This window comes from Vibrio floridensis, assembly GCF_021852965.1.
In the GTDB taxonomy this organism is placed as follows: domain Bacteria; phylum Pseudomonadota; class Gammaproteobacteria; order Enterobacterales; family Vibrionaceae; genus Vibrio; species Vibrio floridensis.
In genome coordinates, this window is sequence record NZ_JAKGCY010000001.1 from 467,593 (window position 1) to 488,237 (window position 20,645).

Consider the following 20,645-nt stretch of genomic DNA (forward strand, 5'->3'; position numbering starts at 1 on the left):
TTGTTACTTTGGTTGAGTATTTGTTCGACTAATATTTCATATGAAAATATGAGGTCGTTCACTGGCAGCATGGCCTAAACAAGCAACGAAAACCTGACGGGGCAAATGATGAAATCAGATTTTCCCACTTCACACGATTTTACTCATTTCAATATATCGCCTATTGAGTTGGAAGAGATCGTATTGCGCGAGTTGTCTCTCGCAGGCATCGAAAATGTGGTGTTTATGATTTTGGATCCGTATCAGGTGCCGCAGTTGCAATTTGATTTTGGCTTTTCTACGCAACAACTTGAGATATACCAACAGCATCAAGGCCATGATTCATTTTTACAGCATTACCTGCGCAAGGGATTGATTGGGCAGTATCTCTATATGCAGGAAATGTTGCCCGTTAAGCAGATCCGCAATCCGATTTTTCGTGAAGTGCTGATCCCGACCATGCAACTTCATCACTCATACTGTGGCCTATTTCGATTGGTCGAGCACCACTACTTGATGCTGAGTTGCCACAGTTTTAGTACTTTACAGCCTAAGCATCGTGATCATTTGGATCGATTGTGGTGGTTTTTGATCTCTTGGGGCAACTACTGGGTCGCTCAGCAATCCATGGCTAAACGTCTGTCCCAGTTGAATCCAGTGCGCACCCACATTCGAGAAGGCGAATCGCTGACGGATGCCGAACTGGAAGTGCTAAGCTTGTTGGCTCAGGGGATGGATGGCAGTGAAGTTGCCCGATATCGCTCTGTGTCAAAAGAGACGGTTCGTAGTCAGATAAAACGAATTTTGCACAAGACTGGGTGTCGTCATCAAAATCAATTGATCTCACGCTATTACCGTATCGGTTCCCATTCTTTGGCTGTATAGATAAGTTCTTATTATTAATTCTATTGATGCAAATCAAACCCCGCTCAATTGCTCGTGCTGCGTCACCCACATGGGTGATGAAGTGGCCGAGTTCCCTTTTTAAGCTCCATGTAACCGTTGCGTAACTGCGCAACATTGCGATGTGAGAAAGAATAAAGGAATTCGGAGGGAATCATGAGAGCCAATAAAATCGTCATAGCACTCAGCATGGCGGGGATGGTCAGTTTGGTTGGATGCGGTAGTGACTCAGCGGACAGCAGCGCACCTGTGGCGGCTAAACCATACAGCGTCACTGCCATTGATGGCTATCTTCACAATGCGAAGGTGTGGTTGGACACTACCCCAAACTGGGTTCACGATGAAGGTGAGCCCATCGCGTACTCAAATCAGCAGGGCATCGCGCAATTGGATGTCAGTGGCGTTGCTAACCACCGAAACTTCCCCGTTATCGTGCAAGCGATAGCCGGTGAAACCATCGATACGGAAGGCGGAAATGTAGAGCCCATCACTGCCGGATACGTCATGTCTGCTCCCGCAGGAGAGGCCGAAGTCACACCGCTGTCTACGCTTGTTCATATCGATATGGTGAATCACCTAGATGGTGAAACGGATGCACAATTAGTGGCGGCTCAGCAACAGAAATCAGTGGAGAACATTGCCACACAATTAGGCCTAACGCCTGAACAAGTCTTGGGTGACTTTCTTAAGGAGAAACATCAGCGAGCGGCGTTTGCTGCACGCAGTTTGGTCACCTCTGGGGTGGTGTTAGCAGAAACACCAGAGCAATATCAAACCACGATGGATGATCCTGCGGCCATCCAAAAAATGGCGCACACTACGGAACTGGTCAATAAGGACATTAAACAGACCATCGAGAATACCACGGCAGAAGATCTGGCCGATAAGAAGCCTGAGTTTAATTATGATGCCGACAACGACGGCAACATGGACGATGATGGCGATGGCGTTCCAGATTTGCTTGATGACTACCCAGACGATGCCACCGAATATCGCGATTTTGATGGTGACGAGCTGGGAGATAACGCCGACCTTGATGATGATAATGATGGTGTCGACGATGTCGATGACCTTTTCCCATTCGACCACACACAAGCAGGTGACCCAGACCAAGATGGCTATGACACCATTTTGGATGAGTTCCCACAGGATGCCACCAAAGCAGGCGACCATGATCACGATGGTGTGGACAGCCTCGTTGATGCCTACCCCGACAATGCGGACAAATCAACCCAAGACCAAAGCACAGAGCTAAGCTATCGCTGGCCAACGGTGACCCACCTCGGCAAAGAAGCCAAAGTTCTTGATGTGACCTACCACACAAGCGTCGAGACCTTTAACAGTGGCTTGGTCACCACGGAAATTGAACGGACTTTCCGTACCGTAGAGGGGGATCTGCTGGGCGAAGAACACAGCATTGAACAGACGCAAAAAGATGGCAGCTTTAGCCGCATTAGCGAATGGCGTTATGACTTTAATTTAGACGGTGAGATTCTGTTTGTTGGTCAGTCCTTGGATATCGGGAACAAAACCGCGCAGGGTGAGCAGTATTGGCGATATATTGATGAAGCCGATGCTGCCCTAGAAGGGACTGACAATGGTGGCGGTCGCACGTTTGATGAGGTTAACTTTGCCAGCCGCCAGCATCCACAATCGTTGCTTGGCATCGATACCATACAATATCTCACCGTTACTCGAGGGGCTGATGGCGAGTTAGATACCATCACCACTCAACTTGATCAATTTACCGTCAACGGCTTTGACGTTGGTGACGACGCTACCCACGTGCAGGATTACGCTTATCGCGGAGTGGAAAAACGTCGTGAACAAATTCCAATCTGGTTGGAAGAACATCGAGATTGGCAAGCTAATGGCTCGACAAACCAATACCGCTTGTTCGTTGCTGACAGCGAAAACAGTTATCGCTTAACAGAGCATCAGCCTATTTGGTCGAGCCCAACAGACAGTAGCTACGAAGAGTACGCTGACTATAACTACAACTACCTCAAATGGGAGAATCGCACCGCGTATTGGGTAGAAAGAACCACCGAGTTGTTGGCCGACAGCAGTACGAAAGTGTCTGGTTCACGCTACTTGCTTGCTGATTCGGACGCCATAAAACGCACGTCGGCAGAGAAGCCAGATGGTGAGAAATTCAGTGAGTTCTCACTCCATGAACGCACTATCTCTAGCACGGAAAAACGTGCCTACGAGACTTGGCATCATATTGCACTCGAAGGGTACGATTTTACCGCGACCGCAAATGTATTTGGCCATCAATACACGGTGTTTAATCTGTATGACGATATCTGGATGGGTTACAGCTATACCCAGTGGTTTGATCGCGATATTGATTTGATCGCCGAAGTCGATAGCTTACTAGAGCAAGGCGTACCGGTTGACCAAATCACGCCAGAAATGATCCCAAATTTGAATCTTTACGCCAAACCGGCGTTTACACCATCATTCCGTTATCACGACAGCGGCGAACCACGCGAGTGGTATTTGGTCACCGATGATCCTTTCTATGGCGCATCAGGTCATGAGTTGCAAACGATCACCTTTACTCCAGGTGGATTGGCCAATGCGTTTGATGTGTTCGATGTGGTGAACGGTATTTATTTACTGAAAGGCAAAGTTGAGCAGCCACAGCAGTGGCAGGACATCATTCCTCGAGCGATCTTTATGCTCAATGCGCAAGCGGACAGCAGCGGCATTTCGTTTATGACCGAGCGAGGCGATGAGTACTTTGCCAGTCGTGAAAAAGCGCAGCAGCGTTTGAAAGTGCTGCAAGCACAGCAATCACTCTGCACAGATGGCGACACCGTATGGGATGAACAAAATGATCGCCCTGCCGGGTCGCCAACCGAAGCGGATTTCTATCAAACGTTAGAGACGTGTTTGTATCTACCGCTGACGGCTGAGCAGCTAGTGAAAATGCAATGGCACTACTATGACGCCGAAGATCGTGTCCACGAAAGTTACCTCTTCCTGGAAGGCGGCACTGGAGTGATGCTCGAAAATAGCATTTATCTCAAGGATCTGACCTGGACAATCAATGACAAAGGGATTGTGATAATTCAGTACCCACAAACCGATGATGTCGACATGTTTGCCCTTACCGGCGAGTATCAAACGGGTTACTACCTCAAAGGCTACTTCCAATGGGACGAAGTGGTTGCGGAAGGAGAAAATGAAAGACTCTCCGAAATCGCCGCCGTTGAATACATGAAGTATCTACCACAACTCGATCTCGCGGTGAGCTGTGATACGGGCAATACCCCTTGGGATGAACCCAATGACAAACCCGTATACTACGAAAGCTTTGAGGCTTATCAAACCGCAGTGGCGCAATGTAAAGCCCAAATGGGGGATGGCAGCGTTCTAACTGCCGAGCTCATTGTTGGCACAGACAGCGGCAAAAGCGCTTATTGGGCGGTGGGCTATTACGAGTATGTTGATCAGCAACGTGTGTTTACCGCTGACGAATGGCTTTACTTTAATCCGCAGGGCACTGGGGCGTTTGTCGATGCCGAGGATGGCGAGTTTCCGTTTAACTGGGCGATAGAAAACGGTCAGTTGAGGATTGACGTCACGCATGCTGATTATGTCGGTTCTTACGAAATCAGCGAACTGATCAATTCAGATACCACCGATCTGTCCTTAAAAAGCTTTTGGCACAGTACGGAGTGGAGCGATGTGAATGCGGGAGAAGGCGAAATCCTCGATCAAGTTTATCGTTTTGATGGTTTCCGCTAACCCTTTGTGTTTAGAAGATAATCACCAAGAGTGTCGAATGGGCTGTTTTTTCAGCCCATTTTTATTGTCTCTGTGGCTCAATACATTGCGCCGTGAAAACAGGATTCTGGTTGTAATGCCTCGCTTGTTTATAACACCTTCGCATTATCACTCCTTCTACTGATATATCTATAATTAACTCGGTGCGATTTAAAGGAGAAAGCGATGAAGGTTGTTATTGAGTTCCTCGAGTCAGGACGCTTCAGGGATAACTTTTGGGATGGCGAATTCAGAGTGGAAAAAGGTGAGCACAGGGCGGTAAGTCCTTCGTTAGCAGCTCAACTTATTCACAACCGACAAGCCTCTCTTTATCATACTGATGATCCTGAACAGACGGCGTTTATCAACCCAGCTGACGGTACGCCAATGAAGTAAACCCAAATCGAATAGGTAAACGGCCACCAACGAACTTTGCTTTTTTTGGTGGCCGTTTGGTTTGTGCTGGTATGTCAGAAAAATGCATTGGCCCCGCCGAATTTGACTTCTCCGTGATGTGCAGAGTTAAACAATCCCAAGTGGGGGAGCGTCATTTGACGGCTTTCTATCATCTGTTGGCGCGCAAAAATAGCCGGGAATAGAAAAGGGACCAATGGTCCCTTTGGATAAACGCGTCATCGTGAAAGTGACTATTGGTTGGCAACATTCATTGAGGACTTATCAATGCGGTAGTCGTAACGCATTTCTAGGCCTTTATCATTCACATCAAAAACAAAATTGAGCGTTGAATCCAGCGCTAAGGCTTCACTGATTTCAGTTGGAATGGGCTCACCGCTGAGCTCAGAAGCCATTGTTGCGAACTCGAGTATGCGTGAGGTGTTGATATAGGTTTGCCACAAACCCCCTGCTTCTAACGGCTGCTTGAGCACGACTTCTGACCCTGCTGCGGCTTTATCACCAGCATAGAGCGTGAGGTGTTTGTCGTTCATGCGTGCAAAGAGTGGCGTTTTCATTCCCGTTTGCGCTTCAACCAGTGCACTGAGATCCACGGCTTGACCATTGGGTTCAATGTTCACTTCTGCCAGTTGTGGAACAAACATTTTTGCCGTTTGCACCAGCATTGACGGATCCTCTGCCGAAAGGCTGAATAGGAAATCCAGTTTTTCAAATTCAGGTCCATACTGGCCTTGTAAGTTCATCGTAATATCATTCAGGCTAAACTGAATGCCTTTTACGCCATTTACCATGCCTGCGCCCATGCTCACGGCCGCCGCTGGGTTTTCACCTCGAACCTCTCGTTGGACTTCTGCGAGGAGTTCACAAGAGTAACTTGGTTGCGTCAAATCATTCCAAATATTGCTGATCGCTGGCGCTAATTTGGCGACATCTAAGCCAAAGCTGATACCAAAGATGCTGTCACGGTTAATTTCATCACTAGGAATAAAGCCGCGTACGGTTTTGAGTGCATTGATCAGAACTTGGTTGTTGCTCTCGACGACAATGCTACCATCCATAACCAGTTGTTTGTCTTTAGATTGGTAACTCGCGACAGACACAACACGAGGCCAATTGCTGGCGATGGCCGTCAGTTCAGTATGACAAGTCGGCTGACGCAGCACGTCAATTTGATCTTCTGGAGAGATCTGTTGCAGCACATCAATTTGACGAGCCAACTGGTTGCTGCCTTTGAGCGTGATCCCTTTGATCACTTCTTGGTTATCAAGGTAGGCGTAAAATTGGTAATTTTGGCCATATTTAGTTTGAAGCGCGGCTAACTTGCCGCTATCTGCAAACGAGTGTTGAGGTTTTTCTGCCCCAAGTGCCATTTTCAATGTGTTCTCAGCGCCAAACATCGGGACATCGAGCGTGAAGGTGACTACCTTGCCTTCAAGAGCGATCACAAAACCAAGGTTTTGTTCTGCGCTTGGCTCTGTCGCGAGAACATAGCGGCGGTAATCGGCTTGGCCAAGTTTACCGACTTCATGCATCGCGCCTGTCTCTTTTTCCTTTTTATCGATGGTGGCCCAGAACGCCGTTGGGTTTTCAATCTCGAATTTGTAAACCGGTACCATGCCTAAGGTGTAGAGCAGTGGTTTCACGTTGTCGCCCGTACCGAGGTAGTTCTTGAGGCTTTGTTCATTGCTGGCGCTGTTAAGATAGCCATCAAAGTAGGTGAGAAGAAAGGCTTGCTCTGGGGTGAGCTCATTCAGATCGAACGCATCGGCGAAGCTTTCATTCTGATAACCCATAGAGGTTAAGTATTCGTAATGATTAATGGCGTTGGTCTGCAAAGAGATCAGCGGGGTATCCGCGGGTACATAAGCCAAGAAGTCATCGCCTGCTTGAGTATTGAGTCCTACTTTATAGAAATACGCGCCACTAACGGCAGCCGCTGCAACTGCAGAGGCAAGGATAAGTTTTTTCACGGCCAACTCCGTTGTCTGTTATTGACTCTCTCATTTCTCGCTCTATGCAAACGAGTGGGAGAATTTTGAACATTGATAATAAAACAAAACACCATGCTATATATGCAATTGGTTTTGTAGTTTCATCATATATAAGTTGTTTTATTATTCAATGCGTTATTTGTTGAGACGAGTGTTGTGTCTCTGCTTTTGGAATCGAGCAGACATTCAACGATGGCGTCGAGGTGAAGAAGAAGGTGGAGGAAGAGGGGACTAGGAAAAAAGCAGAGCCAGCACGTGGCTGGCTCTGGATATCGATCATTTATCGACCATAGGTTTTGACGATGTACGCTTCAAATTGATCGCACATATCGGCGTCAGAGATGGCGTTCGAAGCCAACACCTTACTGCCATCGACGATGGTGATGGTTGCGTTAAGGCTAGCAGGAGCGTGAACCTCTCGTTCGGCAAGGGCGGCGATTTTCTGCTGCTCTTTTTCCCACGCTTGCTGTGCAGTTTGGTTACAGGCGTCAGCGAGATATTTCGCATTAAACCCTTCACCCGTCAGGCGCTTAATTGACTCAGAATGAGACACACTGTTGCCTGCATGCCAGTAATGCTCTGCCAACAGAGGGCCAATCTCTGGGTTATCACATAGGTAACCAAACTTCTCGGTGAAGTAGGCGCGAGTTTGGTACACCGCCATATGAGCCAGCAAGTAACCTTGGTAGGCGCAAGAGGCTTCATCCGACAGCAGGTGTGGAATGGCCATCAGTGGGCGCGGGCTGCACGCCAAACCCAGAATGCGCATTTCGGTATCACGGGCCAGCTGGGTGACACTTTCTGCAGTGAGTTGCTCGTCACTCATTTGATAAAGCGCACGCTCAAAGTACGGCACAACGAGAATGCTGCGTTCTGCATAAGCCTTGAACGGCTGACGGTTATTGACCATGGCTTGAATGATCGAGTCTGGCACTGGACTGCCAGCGTCATCCAATGCGTAGCGCTTCAACCAATCTGCGTCGTCAAGTAGGCTATCGCAGAACATAGATTGTGTTTCAGCGTAAGCCATGGAGGTTGGCGCAAATTCTTGCGAGAAACAAGGCGCATTGAGCTTCACGTTGGCAAAGTGAGCGGCGTGGCCTCCTTCGTGGAACAAGGTATTCATGCCATCGTAGCCACAACCGACTTGGTCTGGTTTGGCATTGGAAGTGAAATTCACTTTAGCGGCGATCCACTCTCCTTGGTTATAGAAAGAAGGAATAGGGCCATGGCAGAAACCGTTCGGGTATTTGCCTTTGCGATCCAACAGATCGAGTGTGAGCTCCGCTCCGGAGTAATCAATATTGAGGCGACCAAACGATTCTACCCAACGACGTAGCGATTTAGAAAACGGCACATACGGGTCCAAGTCACGCATGACATCGCCAGAGAAAGAGTAAACAAAGTTATGCCCTTTTAAGGCACCGTTGCCTTTCTCTTGCGCCAATGCATCCAGGCTATTTTGATGACTTTGACGAGTGCGCTGTTCGAAATCCTCCAAAATCACAAACAGTTCATCACTGGTCATGTGCTCGGTTTTCACCACGGAATAATCGAAGAAGTTGGCGTAGCCCATGGTGCGGGCAAAGGCGTTACGTTTTTTCACCAGCTCAAGGAAACCGTTTTGCAGTAACCACTGTTCGAGATCCAATAACGCTTGATGCGCAGATTGGCGAACGGATTCTTGATTGTTGGCGCGGATTGCCGAGCTCAGGATCGGCAGGCTGCCTTCAACCGTTTCACCCTTCTCGTTCACGTAAGTCAGAACGTGCTTTTGCTTCTTCTCAAAAATCTCCGCTTCAAATTGAATCAGATCAGTCTTAAGCTCGCCCGCTTCGGGGGATTCAATGGCGTGCGATTGGAACATGGCTAACCAGCCATTGAGTCCTTGAATCGTCTGCGCTTTCTCGGTTGAGTCTGCGATGGTTTCTGCGGCTTCAAGTTGTTGTCTAATTTCGTTAATTTTTGAAGCTTGAGAAAGGAAGTTGGTCCATTCGGTCTGTGCTTTGGTTGAGCCTTGATGATCGTCGCTGATCCCCATGTAGGTTTCCCAGAAGAAATCTTCTTTGGTGCGATGAATCGTCAGATATTGCTGGTTTAGCTTATTAAGATAGGCAGTTGCAGTCATTTTTGTCCTTTAAAATGGTTGCCTGAAGAATCGGCGATTATGTCATGATGAAGCGAGAATGACGAATGCCCACATTGTACGGTTAATCAAACCCGCGTAAACGGAAATGTACTTAGCGTTTACAGGGAATATCAAAGATGACGAGCGATGAGACGAACCAAGGTATTGATGGCGGGTTGCCAATCGTGATCACTCGTAAAGTTCGCGACACAAAAACGCACGCAATGTTGATATTGGTTGTGTGTGCCAAATACCGTCCCCGGCAATAGGCTAATTTTTTCTTTGCGACAATCGAGATACAACGCATGGCTATCCACCCCTTCAGGCAGGATTAACCACAGCAAGAACGATCCTTGATTGAGATGCAATTGATAGCGATTTTCCAGCGCGGGAATCTGGTTTAATGCCTTGCTAAGCAGGGTGTGGAAGCGCTTACTGTGGCACTGGTATTGTCGACGCATTCTGGCGGTGTGAGCACGGTATTTGCCCGTAGTGAGAAACGACGCGACCGCACTTTGCATCAGGTTCAAACTGCCCATGCTATCGCAGAGCAGCCGCTTTTCCACTTGGTGATGATAACGTCCGGCCAACAGCCAACCGATCCGCAAACGAGAGTCGAGTGTTTTTGAAAGGGAGTTGACGTAGATGACTCGCCCTTTGCTATCAAGAGATTTCAAGCTTGGCAGAGGGGCATCAAAGCTCAATGCACCAAATACGTCGTCTTCAATGATCGGCACATCATGGCTGACTTGCAAAAGGGCCAGACGTTTTTCCAACGTCATGGTGGCGCCAGTGGGGTTGGTAAAATTCGGTGTGACTAAAATCGCTTTGATCGGCCACTCTTCCATCGCTTTGGCGAGCGCGTCGATTTCCATCCCCGTTTTAGGACAACTGGGGATCTCCAACACATTCAATCCTAGGGATTCCAGTAAAAGGAGGTTGCCAAAATAACAAGGGGATTCAACGGCAACGATGTCACCAGTCACCGTCGTGGCTCGCAGGGCCAGACTGATGGCTTGTTGCGCGCCGTGGGTCGTGATGATCTCGGAGAGCTGGACAGGGACACCAAGATCGGCGGTAATCTTGGCCAGTTGTTTGACTAAAAGGGTATCACCCGGTGGTAACTGGTAGTGGCTAGGAAGTTGACTTTGTCGTCGGCTATGGCGCCCAATTTCCGCATACAAACTTTTGATGGCAGGGGCATCGATGTTGGGGTGTGCAGAACCCGTTGGCAGTTGCTCTTTTTCTTGCGGATAGGTGAGGAATTCTTTACAGACAGAAAGCAGGTCGACCTTGGTGGGTTTAGCATGAGCGTGCTCTGGAGCGATCGCGACGGGTTTCACACGATAGCCTGAGCGTTCAACAGAATAGACCCAACCTTGCGCTTCCAGCTCTTGATAGGCACGAATCACGGTGTTTTTACTGACTGACAGCTCCTGCTGGAGACGACGAATCGAAGGCAGTCTTTCATCGTGTTGGAACAAGCCGGATTGGATGGCCGAGCGCACATATTGCTCGACCACTAAGTACTTGTTGTGTGTGATATCACGCTCATCTGTACCCATAAATTCCCTTCAAACTGTCTCTTATTTTCATTTCTGTACCCAATTACAGTAACAGCAAGTTGATAATAATAGCCACAAGGAATTTTCATGCTGCTCCGTTCGATCCCCTTTTTGTTTGTCCTGCTTTGGGCTTCAGGTTTTGTTGGGGCCAGATTGGGCCTGCAATACGCAGAACCTGCGACCTTGCTGGCGATCCGTATGTTGGCAAACATCGCGCTGTTTTTGTTGCTGATCGTGTTGCTGCGCCGCCGAGTGCCGACTGGGGCCGCCTTCTGGCACTCATGTGTTGTGGGGTTGGGCATTCATGGGTTTTACCTCGGCGGAACCTATTGGGCCATTTCGTTGGGGATGCCGGCCGGATTGAGTTCCTTATTGGTGGGGATTCAACCGATTTTAACCGCGCTGATTTTGGTGGTCACGGTTCAAGAGCGCTTTCGGTTTTCGCAGTGGTTGGGTTTAGCGCTTGGATTGCTGGGTATCAGCTTGGTGCTTTCTGGCAAGATGGATTGGCAAACCGAAGCGCACAAAACGCTTGCGATTACGCTGTGCCTAATGGCGCTGGTGGGTATTACATTGGGCACCTTGTACCAAAAACGTTTCTGCCATGGGGTGGATATGGTGGGTGGCGCTATGGTGCAGTATCTCGCCGCAGCATGCCTGTTCCTGCCTTTTGCGTGGCAGTTTGAAACCATGCAAGTGCAATGGACAACAACCTTTATTCTTACACTGGTTTGGCTAGTGGTTGTGCTGTCGTGTGCGGCCATACTGCTGTTGCTCTATATGGTGAAAAATGGCGCTGCGTCGAGTGTGGCATCGGTTTTTTATCTTGTCCCTCCCGTCACCGCGTTGCAAGCCTGGTTGATGTTTGGCGAGTCGTTTGATACCAAAGCCATGGTGGGTTTTCTATTGGCTGCGGTGGCGGTGTATTTGGTGGTAAGAAAGCCGAAATTGGCCGTCGAGCCCGTTAGATCAGAGACATGTCAGATAAAATGATTTGGTTTCTACCGGATCGTTTCGCGACATAGAGTGCGTTATCGGCGAGTTGCATCAATTCTTCAAAGCCTTGATTAGGAGAACTGGGCAGGGCAATACCAATGCTTACTGTGCACTGAATCCGATGCTGGTGATGTTCAATGGTGAGTTGTTCTACCGTCACGCGTAGAGTCTCAGCAAGGGTCATGGCTTCTTCGGCATTGACATGATGCAGCAATATGGCGAACTCTTCGCCGCCAAAGCGTGCGAGGAGATCATCAGAGCGGATCTGTTTTTTTAAGGTCGCTGCGATTTGCATCAGTACCTTGTCACCCGCAGGATGGCCAAATTGGTCGTTGATCTCTTTGAACTTGTCCAAATCGATCATTAACAGTGCGGTATGGTGATCGTAATGCCTTGGTTTGTCATTGATAAAGTAAGTCGCTTCAACAAACGCACGCCGATTGAGCGCGCCAGTGAGTGGGTCAATGTGCGCAAGCTCAATCATCTTGTTGATTTGTTGATGCTTATGTACTTGTGCAGCAACCCAGTTGGCGAGAGTTTCAAGCACTCGAGCATCCAGCTCGCTATAGGCATCAAGCTGTTTATGGGCAATGTTGAGCGTGCCATAGCATTCGCCTTTGTGCTTTAGAGGAGCAATCATAAAGGTGGTGAGGCCAGCGGCGGAGAGCCTTTTGCAATAGCTTGGCACTTCAGAACGATCATGGCTCGACATCACCACTTTTTGTTGTGTAAAAGCTTCGCCAACCAAGGTACCTCCAATTGGAATCAAACATTCTTGCGGTTGAACATCATTACCATCAAATGCATAAAGCCGCATTTCTCGCTCATTTTCGTCGAGGGTAATACTGGCGCGATCGGCCTGAAAGATCTCTCGCACCCAGTACGAGGTGCACAGTAAGACATCTTCCAAAGAGGAAGATTGCGCCAGCTCATCCAGAAAACCCAATGGCAAGGCAGCGAAGCCATCATTGTGTTCTCTTCGGTGATGAGATTTGGCGTCATTTTCTGGCGGTTTTCTTCCTTTACCTAAATATGATTCCATCGTTAGCCAACTGTAATAATTTATAAAACGAACAAAGTTTAGGATGGGGTGAGTTGAATATCTAATCACATTCTTGAGACGTCATATAATTTATTAATAGTTTTCGTTATACGTGATCCGTATGACAATCTGTGCAGATTTTTCATCTAACGCTATACTCTGGCTCTTTTTTGCAAGCGTGCGACCGATGACTAAAAAACCTGATAGACAAACTGCGATGCGCAATATCATTGACGCGGTGAAAAAAGAATTACCATTGTACGAATCAGAGACGTTTGTCTGTGGTCCGAAAGGAGAGTGTGTAGGCTGCCCGAAAAAACTGCTAGAGATGGTGGATGGTGAACTGAGCTATTGGGAACATGCAATGAACCGTGGTGTGATTCCCCATTTTGATGAAATTCGACGTTTTGGTAAGTTATGCAGCAGTGTGCGCAAGGGCTTGGCGAGAAATAACCTGATTTCAAACACCTAACTTTTGCTCTGTCCCAAATTTTGCCAAGTAAAAACGGCGTTTGTGATGATCTGGTCCTAGACGGTCATGTGATCTTTGACTAGTTTTTTAACAGGACCAAACGATTGACGGAGCGATCATGAATGGCTTTCAAAAAAGCGGCTTGGCACTTTGCGGAATACTTGCATTCACCTTTTCCGTCAGTGCAGCAACATCACCAGTCACCTCATTACAGCAACTGGCATTTTATTCAGAGTCTTACCCGCCGGCCAACTTCTTGGAAGGTAACACACCAAAAGGGTATTCCATCGACATATTGCGTCAAGCCGCAAGCATGGTCGGAGAAAACGTTGGTGATGGGCAGATTGTTATTCAGCCTTGGCCTCGTTCGTACCGAGCTGCGCTGACAAATGAGAACGCGGTGCTTTTTTCAACCACACGAACAGAGCATAGAGAGCACTTGTTTCAATGGGCGGGGCCGATTGCAGGAATTAAAGCTGTTGTGATGGCAAGAATCGATGCAGATATCGAAATCATGGAACCGATCGATATGGCCAATTATCGCATTGGGGTAATTCGCGATGATGTCGGAGAACAGATGTTGCTCGAGTTAGGCGTACCACGTGAAGCGATGCAAGAAGCCAATTACGTCACTCAATTGGCTGAACAGCTAATGAAAAGACGGATAGATTTGTTGGCGTATGATGAGAGTGCGGCTTTATGGTTTACTTCACAAGCGGGTCTTGATCCTAAGTTATTTAAGACAGTTTATGTTTTGAAAGAAGGAGAACTGTACTTTGCGTTTAACAAGCACGTGCCCAAAAACCTCGTTGAAAAACTGCAACAGGGCATTGATGCACTAAAAACAGAGAAAAACGCGCAAGGCGTGACCTATCATCAAGCGATATTGAATCAGTATCGATGACGAGTTGGCTGCCAGTAAGGTGGGTGAAAGTCGTTTGGTTTTCTTTTGGCATAAAGATTGTATGTTTTTAAATCGTCAGCCAAGTGGAACAAATTTGCCATTTTTCTGTCATAAGCAGAGGATAGAGTAGTCGATGCAACAAAAATTAACGGGATCAGTTGTTCAAAAACTAACTGTAACCATGTTGTTTTTGTAGTTAATTTGTGAAAACGATCACTGTTAAACTTCATTATCCTCGCTATGTTGTTGATGCAAAAAAATCAACCGAACAACCCAATAGATTGGGATTAATAACTAACTATAAGGAAGATGGCTATGAAAAAAACGAGAAAAGCTCAGCTTCATCGCATTCGAATTCAATACTGGAAAGACAGCAAAGAAGCAACTAAGCAAGCGTAATTGTTCATTCATTTCATTTAGACGAAAGAGAGCTGGTGCCGTTTGACAACAACGGTTTGAATACCAGCTCGTTAAACCCCTAAACCCCTAAACCCCTCAAATACTCACGGCTATCTAAACACTTTAAACATTCTTCGCTTAACCTCCATGTGCCTGGTGCTATCCGTGGCTAACATACCTTTATCCGTAATGTCTCTCAGCCCGGAAACAACAACATGATTCAGCGCTGTTGTCTCAATGATAGATACGACACTCTTGGCAATCAGAGCCTCTTCTCTTTGCAATTCATACAGAACTCAGCCGATATTCACCCAATCGATAATTTAAATGGTAATTATTTGCATTATCATCTTGTTTGGTTACAATGCGCTAGGAAATACGTTTTATATCATCTGGATTTTCGGTATCTGGCTTTCTGTCTAACCAGTGGCCTTTTGAACGTATGTCACCCGCAATAATTGCAAAAAAAACATGGTCTCTAACCGCCGGTAGGTGGAAAACCACTTTTTGACTTTCTATTCTCGATTTTGCCTTGTTAATCAAAAGGGGAGGAGAAAAGTGTGCAGTGGCCATGGAATAGGAACACAACTCAGTTGTTGATTTAGAGTTAAGGAGAAATTCAAATGGCAGCTTTACGCCCAGCGCGAGCAAACGTTGCAGATAAAAAAACCTTTAAACTGCATGCTTTGTCCGCAGTCGTGATGGGGCTTTGTGCCAATGGTCAGGCATATGCACAAACAGAGAACAACAAAACGGACAAATCAGAGCAGATGCCGGTTGTCGTTGTTATCGGTGAGAAAACAGAAAGAACGATTTATGACACGAGTGCCAGTGTTCAGGTATATGATCAAGAAACGATCAACAGCACCCCAGGTGCAACAGAAGTTGGCGACCTTCTGCAGTTAACACCAAACCTTGTCGATTCGGGCAATGGCAACAGTTTGCCCTCTGTACGTGGTATCGACGGTTCAGGCCCGTCGGTGGGAGGCTTGGCTTCCTTTGCCGGCACGACGACTCGTTTAAACTTGTCAATTGATGGCCGCTCACTCAACTATGCAGAAATTGCTTTTGGTCCTCGCTCCCTTTGGGACATGAAGCAAGTGGAAGTTTATCTGGGGCCACAAAGTTACATCCAAGGCAGCAACGCTTCTGCAGGTGCTATTGTGATGAAAACCAACGATCCTACTCACTACTTTGAAAGTGCGGTAAAGGCAGGTATGGGAGAGCGAAATTACTCGCAGACCGCAGCAATGATTTCCGCTCCGATAGTTCAAGATGAGCTCGCTTTTCGTCTCAGTTTTGATCAGCAAAAGAAAGAAAGCTATGTTGATCTCGCCGCTTATGAACCTGCTGGTAATACAAAGCAGATTGAAATGAACTCCGTCAGAGGCAAGTTGCTCTATGAGCCTTCATCGGTGGCAGGTTTTAAAACGACGTTGGGTGTTGCCTATATGGATTCACGTGCTCCACAATCTGAGAGCACAAACCTTGAGGGGCTAAACGCCTATCGAGCCGTATTTGAAACGAAATCGTTGAGTACAAGTTGGGATGTGTCATGGCAATTGAATGACCAGTTAACCTTTGAAAGCAACGTTGTTTACGCCAAATTTAGCAACGATCGCATCACTTATCCTTTGGATTTGTTTGATTTCACTACCGACGGTTCAGAGTTCCATATCGAACCGGTTTTAAAATATCTTTCTCATGATGGTCGTATCAGTGCCTTGATGGGGGCTCGTTATTACACTTCTGAGCAAGATGAGTCATTTACCAATGCGGGAGGGACGAAACCGATGGAGGGCAGCAAAGAGACACAATCGCTTTTTGCTGAAATGACGTATGCGATTACCCAATCGATCGATGTCACGCTTGCTGGTCGTTTTGAAAAACAGCAAGTGACACGTAAGGTTGATGCATTCAACATTGACTATGATGAAACGCTAGGTGTCTTCTTACCGAAGTTTGATATAGCGTATAAGCCTGCCGCGGACCAAACCATTGGTTTTAAAGTGGCAAAAGGCTACAACGCTGGCGGTGCTGGCTTAGGTTTCAAATTGTTTCAACGTGGACTTCATCCGTACGAGTTTGACGAAGAGCTCTTGTGGAACTACGAGCTCTACACTCGTCACAGCCTAGGCCATTCTCTAGAGCTATTGTCGAATGTCTTCTATAACGATTTTGATGGCATGCAGATGACTCAACAGCGAGCAAATGGCGATATGTTTGTTACCAATTTGGACGAGGCAAAAACCTATGGTGCTGAATTGGGGACACGTTGGTATCCGACAAACGCGCTTGAACTCTTCGCTAATCTGGGTTTGTTGAAGACGGAGTACAAAGAAGTTAATGGCACTTCGAGGGAGCTTGCACGAGCTCCAAGTATGACAGGTAATGTTGGTGCACTCTACAGCTTCTTTGATGGCTTTGAAGTGAGTGCCAATGCTGCTTACACGGGTGATTACTACTCCGACAGAAGCAACACAAAAATTGCCATGATTGATGCATATTGGGTTGCCAACGCTCAATTGGCCTATGTCTTTGAACACGGCCGTGCTGCATTGTTTGCAACTAACTTGTTTGATTCGGATAAGACAACGCATTACCCGTTTGAAAACAACGTCGTTGATCAGCTAAAACAGCAGCCTCGTATGATCGGTGCTTCGTTACAGTTGAACTTCTAACTCGTTTAGTATGTAAAAGCAAAACGCCTCTGATTTGCATCAGAGGCGTTTTTATTGAAGTGTGACTAAAGTTCGATGGTTCCTTTGATATCGGCAATCATTTTTTCAGTGGCAGAGACCCCCGAGATTGAGAGATACCAAGCATCGAGGTCGAGTAAGGTGATGCGCTGGTTTTTGTACGCGTTGGTGGACTTGACCAAGTCATTGTCAAGGTAGGGCATATCGACGTCATTAATCTTGCCGGAAAGTTTGTCTGCATCGATGACAAGCAGCGTACTTGGATTTGTCTTGCTGATGAATTCGTAGGAAATAACATCGCCATGGCTATTGTTTTTCAGATTCGATGCGCTTTCTTTAAAACCAAAATCTTCATAAATAGCAGAGAAGCGTGACTGAGAGCCAAAAGTCGTCACCTTGTTGCTTGATGCCATAATGGTCAGTGCGTCCACTTGCTTCTGCTGGTTATGGTGTTTTATGGTGTCGAACTCTTGACTCAACTGGTTTATTTTTTGTTCTACTTTGTTCTCTGAGTTGAAAATTTTGCCCAGGTTACGCCATTGATTCTGAGTGCTTTCCCAATACCCTTGATTCATGTCCGTTGTGAAAACAACGGTAGGAGCAATTTCGGATAGCTCTTTGTATTTCGGCGCCGCACGTGGACCGATCACAATCAAATCCGGTTTCTGTGAGTATATTGCTTCAAAATCAGGCTCAAACAGGCTGCCTGCCGAGACGTACTTACTGTCCTGAAACTTATCGAGATATTTGGGCATAATAGGCGCTTTGGCCACGGCGACAGGTTCCACACCCAAATAGGCGAGCGCATCGAGAGCGCCGTGCCCAATCACCACGACACGTTGAGGTGATTCAGAGACAGTTGTTGTTCCCATATAGTGCTCAATGACAACATCTTTTGCCCATGCACCGTTTGCGAGTAGTACGCTAATCAGCATTACACTTTGTTTAATTTTCACGTGGTTCATCCTAGTCAAACGTGGTTTATACCATTTGTTGTCTTGTGCCTTTATTTGCAGTTAAGAGTCACAAGAGTTTAGATTTGGTTGCATATTATATACAAATGATTACTATTATCATTATTATTTTCACGCTTGATCATCATTCTCTATAAGAGTTAGCGTGAGAACTCAACTGTTCAGTATTCTCGAGTTCATTATTGGATGAACCGGGTTGGCGATATTTTTAGTCATTGGTTTAAGTGAAAATGGAAGAAAAAAAAACAACGGTGGAACGGATAACTCCGATGCGTTTGGAGTTTGTTCGTAAGGCGTGGATTTGCAAAAATTTACTGAGAGTGACACTCACCGGGATAGATTTGAAAGGGTTTCCTGACGATCAAAATGGGTCGCACATCAAGGTGTTTTTCCCCAATCAACAGAGTGGTATTCTTCAATTGCCAGTGCGTCATGGTGAAGAAATTATCTGGCCTGAACATAAACCTGTGGCACGGGCCTATTCCGTGAGGCAGTACCGAAAAGCTGATAATGAGCTTGATATTGATTTTGTCACGCACGGCGCCGCTACCCCTGGTGGTGGCTGGGCACTGAAAGCAACCCTAGGTTCGACTATCGGATTAATCGGCCCGAGTGGGCCTGAACCACTATTAGCACCAGCCGATTGGCACGTTTTGGCTGGCGATCTCTCAGCGGTTCCTGCAATAAGTGCAATCCTAGAGAAACTCCCCTCTGATTCCATTGGATATGTCTATCTTGAAGTAGACGACGAAGCGGATATACACCCCATTCAAGCCCCTGTAGGCATGGAGATTACTTGGTTTGTTCGTCAGGTTGATGCAGAAAAACCAGTGTTGGCAAGTGCGATTGAAGCACTCTCGAATCGGCCGAAGTTAGGTACGCTTTCTGTGTTTGTTGCAGGCGAAAATGAAAGTGTTATCGCATGTCGCAAGATACTTAAGAATCAATTCAAATTAGAAAAGAAAGCCATTTATGCCATACCTTATTGGAAAAGGGGCAAAACAGAAGAAGCCTACCACGCAGAGCGCCATGAAGTGATGGATAGTGAGTACTAATCGTCGAAAACGAAAACCCGACACACATTGCCGGGTTTTCCTGTTCTGCGTTAGCTAACTAGGGCTTAGCGAAGGATCATTTGCTCACGACCAGGGCCAACAGAGACCATAGTCACTGGAACGCCCATCAGTTCTTCAATGCGCAACACATATCGCTGAGCGGCTTGAGGCAGATCTTCAAAACGACGGCAGGCGGTGATGTCTTCGCTCCAGCTTGGCATTTTCTCGTAAACTGGTGCTAATGCTGCGGTTTGAGGCCAAATTGGGTTCTCACTGTGATCGCCTTGGTAAGCCACACAGATTTTCAGATCGTCAAGGCCAGTCAAACAATCCAGTTTGGTTAGAGCGATCTCGGTTGCCGCTTGTAGCTCAACCCCATTTTGGGTGGCTACGGCATCAAAGTAGCCCATATCGCGAGGGCGACCGGTTGTTGCACCGAACTCGTTCGCTGCTTCACGGAAGGCGTCTTGTTCTTCCATTGCTGTGATCAGCGTACCAGTGCCCACCGATGAGCTGAAGGCTTTAGCGACAGCGATAACGCGCTCTGGGCGAAGGGCTGGTAAACCACTGCCAATGCCTGCGTACGCAGAAACCACGTTGGAAGAGGTTGTCCAAGGGTATTCACCATAGACGAGATCACGGCCAGCACCCAGTTGCGCTTCAAAAAGTAGGTTTTGCTTTTCTACTTGCAGTGCTTTTAAAGGAACAGACACGTTGCAAATCGCATCACGCCAAGGGGCAGATACCTCAAGTAGCCAATCGGCCATCTCTTGCGCCGTTTGTTCAAACTTGAACTCAGGGTAGAGTGCGCGCAGTTGTGGCAGTTTCCAATCCAACATAAATTGCAGACGCTCGACTAAGACTTCAGGTTGTTTTAGCCAGCCTAGCAGAATGCCTTTTTTCATCACGCGATCACCGTAAGCAGGAGCAATACCTTGGCGAGTGGAACCGTAAGCCTTGTCGCCTAGGCGCTGTTCTTCTAGGGTATCTTCTAGTGCGTGAAGCGGTAGACACAGCGTTGCACGATCAGAAATACACAGATTCACTTTCACGCCAGATTGTTCAACTTCCGCAAGTTCCTGAGAAAGCAGAGCTGGGCTAATTACCATGCCAGGGCCAAGCACCGCGAGGCAACCTGGGTTGAAGACACCACTAGGCAGTTGATGAAGTTTGAATGTACCAAAATGGTTCACCACGGTATGACCTGCGTTGTTTCCTCCTTGGAAACGTACGCTAGCCGCTGCGTTTTCTGCTAGAAAATCAACGATGCGGCCTTTGCCTTCATCACCCCAGTTTGCACCCACAACAACGATAGACGTCATGACAATTCCTCCGAAATAAGACCAA

14 protein-coding genes are annotated in these 20,645 nt (G+C 47.2%); 8 read left to right on the forward strand and 6 right to left on the reverse strand.

What is annotated here, in order from left to right:
* Positions 1-108 precede the first annotated feature (108 nt).
* The 3 genes from LZU85_RS01885 (at position 109) to LZU85_RS01895 (ending at position 5,055) form a co-directional block, all read left to right on the forward strand.
* Positions 109-864 carry a helix-turn-helix transcriptional regulator gene (locus tag LZU85_RS01885; RefSeq protein WP_176296996.1) on the forward strand — a complete coding sequence of 252 codons (756 nt, stop codon included), beginning with the start codon at positions 109-111 and terminating at the stop codon, positions 862-864.
* A gap of 174 nt (positions 865-1,038) precedes the next feature.
* Positions 1,039-4,641 carry a hypothetical protein gene (locus LZU85_RS01890; protein ID WP_237286230.1) on the forward strand — a complete coding sequence of 1,201 codons (3,603 nt, stop codon included), beginning with the start codon at positions 1,039-1,041 and terminating at the stop codon, positions 4,639-4,641.
* Between the two features lie 204 nt (positions 4,642-4,845).
* Positions 4,846-5,055 (forward strand): hypothetical protein, encoded by a 210-nt coding sequence (locus tag LZU85_RS01895; protein WP_237286231.1) that lies wholly within the window; start codon positions 4,846-4,848, stop codon positions 5,053-5,055.
* Positions 5,056-5,306: 251 nt separating this feature from the next.
* Here the strand turns inward: LZU85_RS01895 and LZU85_RS01900 are convergent, their stop codons facing one another.
* The 3 genes from LZU85_RS01900 to LZU85_RS01910 form a co-directional block, all read right to left on the reverse strand.
* On the reverse strand, positions 5,307-7,043 hold the full coding sequence (locus tag LZU85_RS01900) for a hypothetical protein (RefSeq protein ID WP_237286232.1): 1,737 nt from the start codon (positions 7,041-7,043) through the stop codon (positions 5,307-5,309).
* A gap of 301 nt (positions 7,044-7,344) precedes the next feature.
* Complete coding sequence (locus tag LZU85_RS01905) at positions 7,345-9,192, reverse strand: M3 family metallopeptidase (RefSeq protein WP_237286233.1); 1,848 nt, start codon at positions 9,190-9,192, stop codon at positions 7,345-7,347.
* Positions 9,193-9,323: 131 nt separating this feature from the next.
* Complete coding sequence (locus LZU85_RS01910; RefSeq protein ID WP_237286234.1) at positions 9,324-10,757, reverse strand: aminotransferase-like domain-containing protein; 1,434 nt, start codon at positions 10,755-10,757, stop codon at positions 9,324-9,326.
* Positions 10,758-10,844: 87 nt separating this feature from the next.
* On the opposite strand from LZU85_RS01910, the gene LZU85_RS01915 reads away from it, so the two are divergent.
* Complete coding sequence (locus LZU85_RS01915; RefSeq protein ID WP_060533286.1) at positions 10,845-11,750, forward strand: DMT family transporter; 906 nt, start codon at positions 10,845-10,847, stop codon at positions 11,748-11,750.
* Here the strand turns inward: LZU85_RS01915 and LZU85_RS01920 are convergent.
* On the reverse strand, positions 11,722-12,795 hold the full coding sequence (locus LZU85_RS01920; RefSeq protein ID WP_176297003.1) for a sensor domain-containing diguanylate cyclase: 1,074 nt from the start codon (positions 12,793-12,795) through the stop codon (positions 11,722-11,724). The genes LZU85_RS01915 and LZU85_RS01920 overlap by 29 nt on opposite strands.
* A gap of 187 nt (positions 12,796-12,982) precedes the next feature.
* On the opposite strand from LZU85_RS01920, the gene LZU85_RS01925 reads away from it, so the two are divergent.
* From LZU85_RS01925 to LZU85_RS01935, 3 genes are all read left to right on the forward strand, one after another.
* Positions 12,983-13,267, forward strand: a complete 285-nt coding sequence (locus tag LZU85_RS01925; protein ID WP_043921217.1) for a hypothetical protein — start codon at positions 12,983-12,985, stop codon at positions 13,265-13,267.
* A gap of 118 nt (positions 13,268-13,385) precedes the next feature.
* On the forward strand, positions 13,386-14,171 hold the full coding sequence (locus LZU85_RS01930) for a substrate-binding periplasmic protein (protein ID WP_176297004.1): 786 nt from the start codon (positions 13,386-13,388) through the stop codon (positions 14,169-14,171).
* Between the two features lie 1,022 nt (positions 14,172-15,193).
* Complete coding sequence (locus LZU85_RS01935; RefSeq protein WP_176297005.1) at positions 15,194-17,251, forward strand: TonB-dependent receptor plug domain-containing protein; 2,058 nt, start codon at positions 15,194-15,196, stop codon at positions 17,249-17,251.
* 65 nt (positions 17,252-17,316) lie between these two features.
* Here the strand turns inward: LZU85_RS01935 and LZU85_RS01940 are convergent, their stop codons facing one another.
* Entirely contained in the window at positions 17,317-18,225 is a 909-nt protein-coding gene (locus LZU85_RS01940; protein WP_336886256.1) for a siderophore ABC transporter substrate-binding protein, read from the reverse strand.
* A gap of 248 nt (positions 18,226-18,473) precedes the next feature.
* Here LZU85_RS01940 and LZU85_RS01945 point away from each other — a divergent pair, with 248 nt between their 5' ends.
* A complete protein-coding gene (locus tag LZU85_RS01945; protein WP_237286235.1) occupies positions 18,474-19,298 on the forward strand; it encodes a siderophore-interacting protein in 825 nt (274 codons plus the stop codon).
* Positions 19,299-19,363: 65 nt separating this feature from the next.
* Here LZU85_RS01945 and LZU85_RS01950 read toward each other — a convergent pair whose 3' ends face one another.
* Complete coding sequence (locus tag LZU85_RS01950; protein ID WP_176297008.1) at positions 19,364-20,620, reverse strand: adenylosuccinate synthase; 1,257 nt, start codon at positions 20,618-20,620, stop codon at positions 19,364-19,366.
* Positions 20,621-20,645 lie beyond the last annotated feature (25 nt).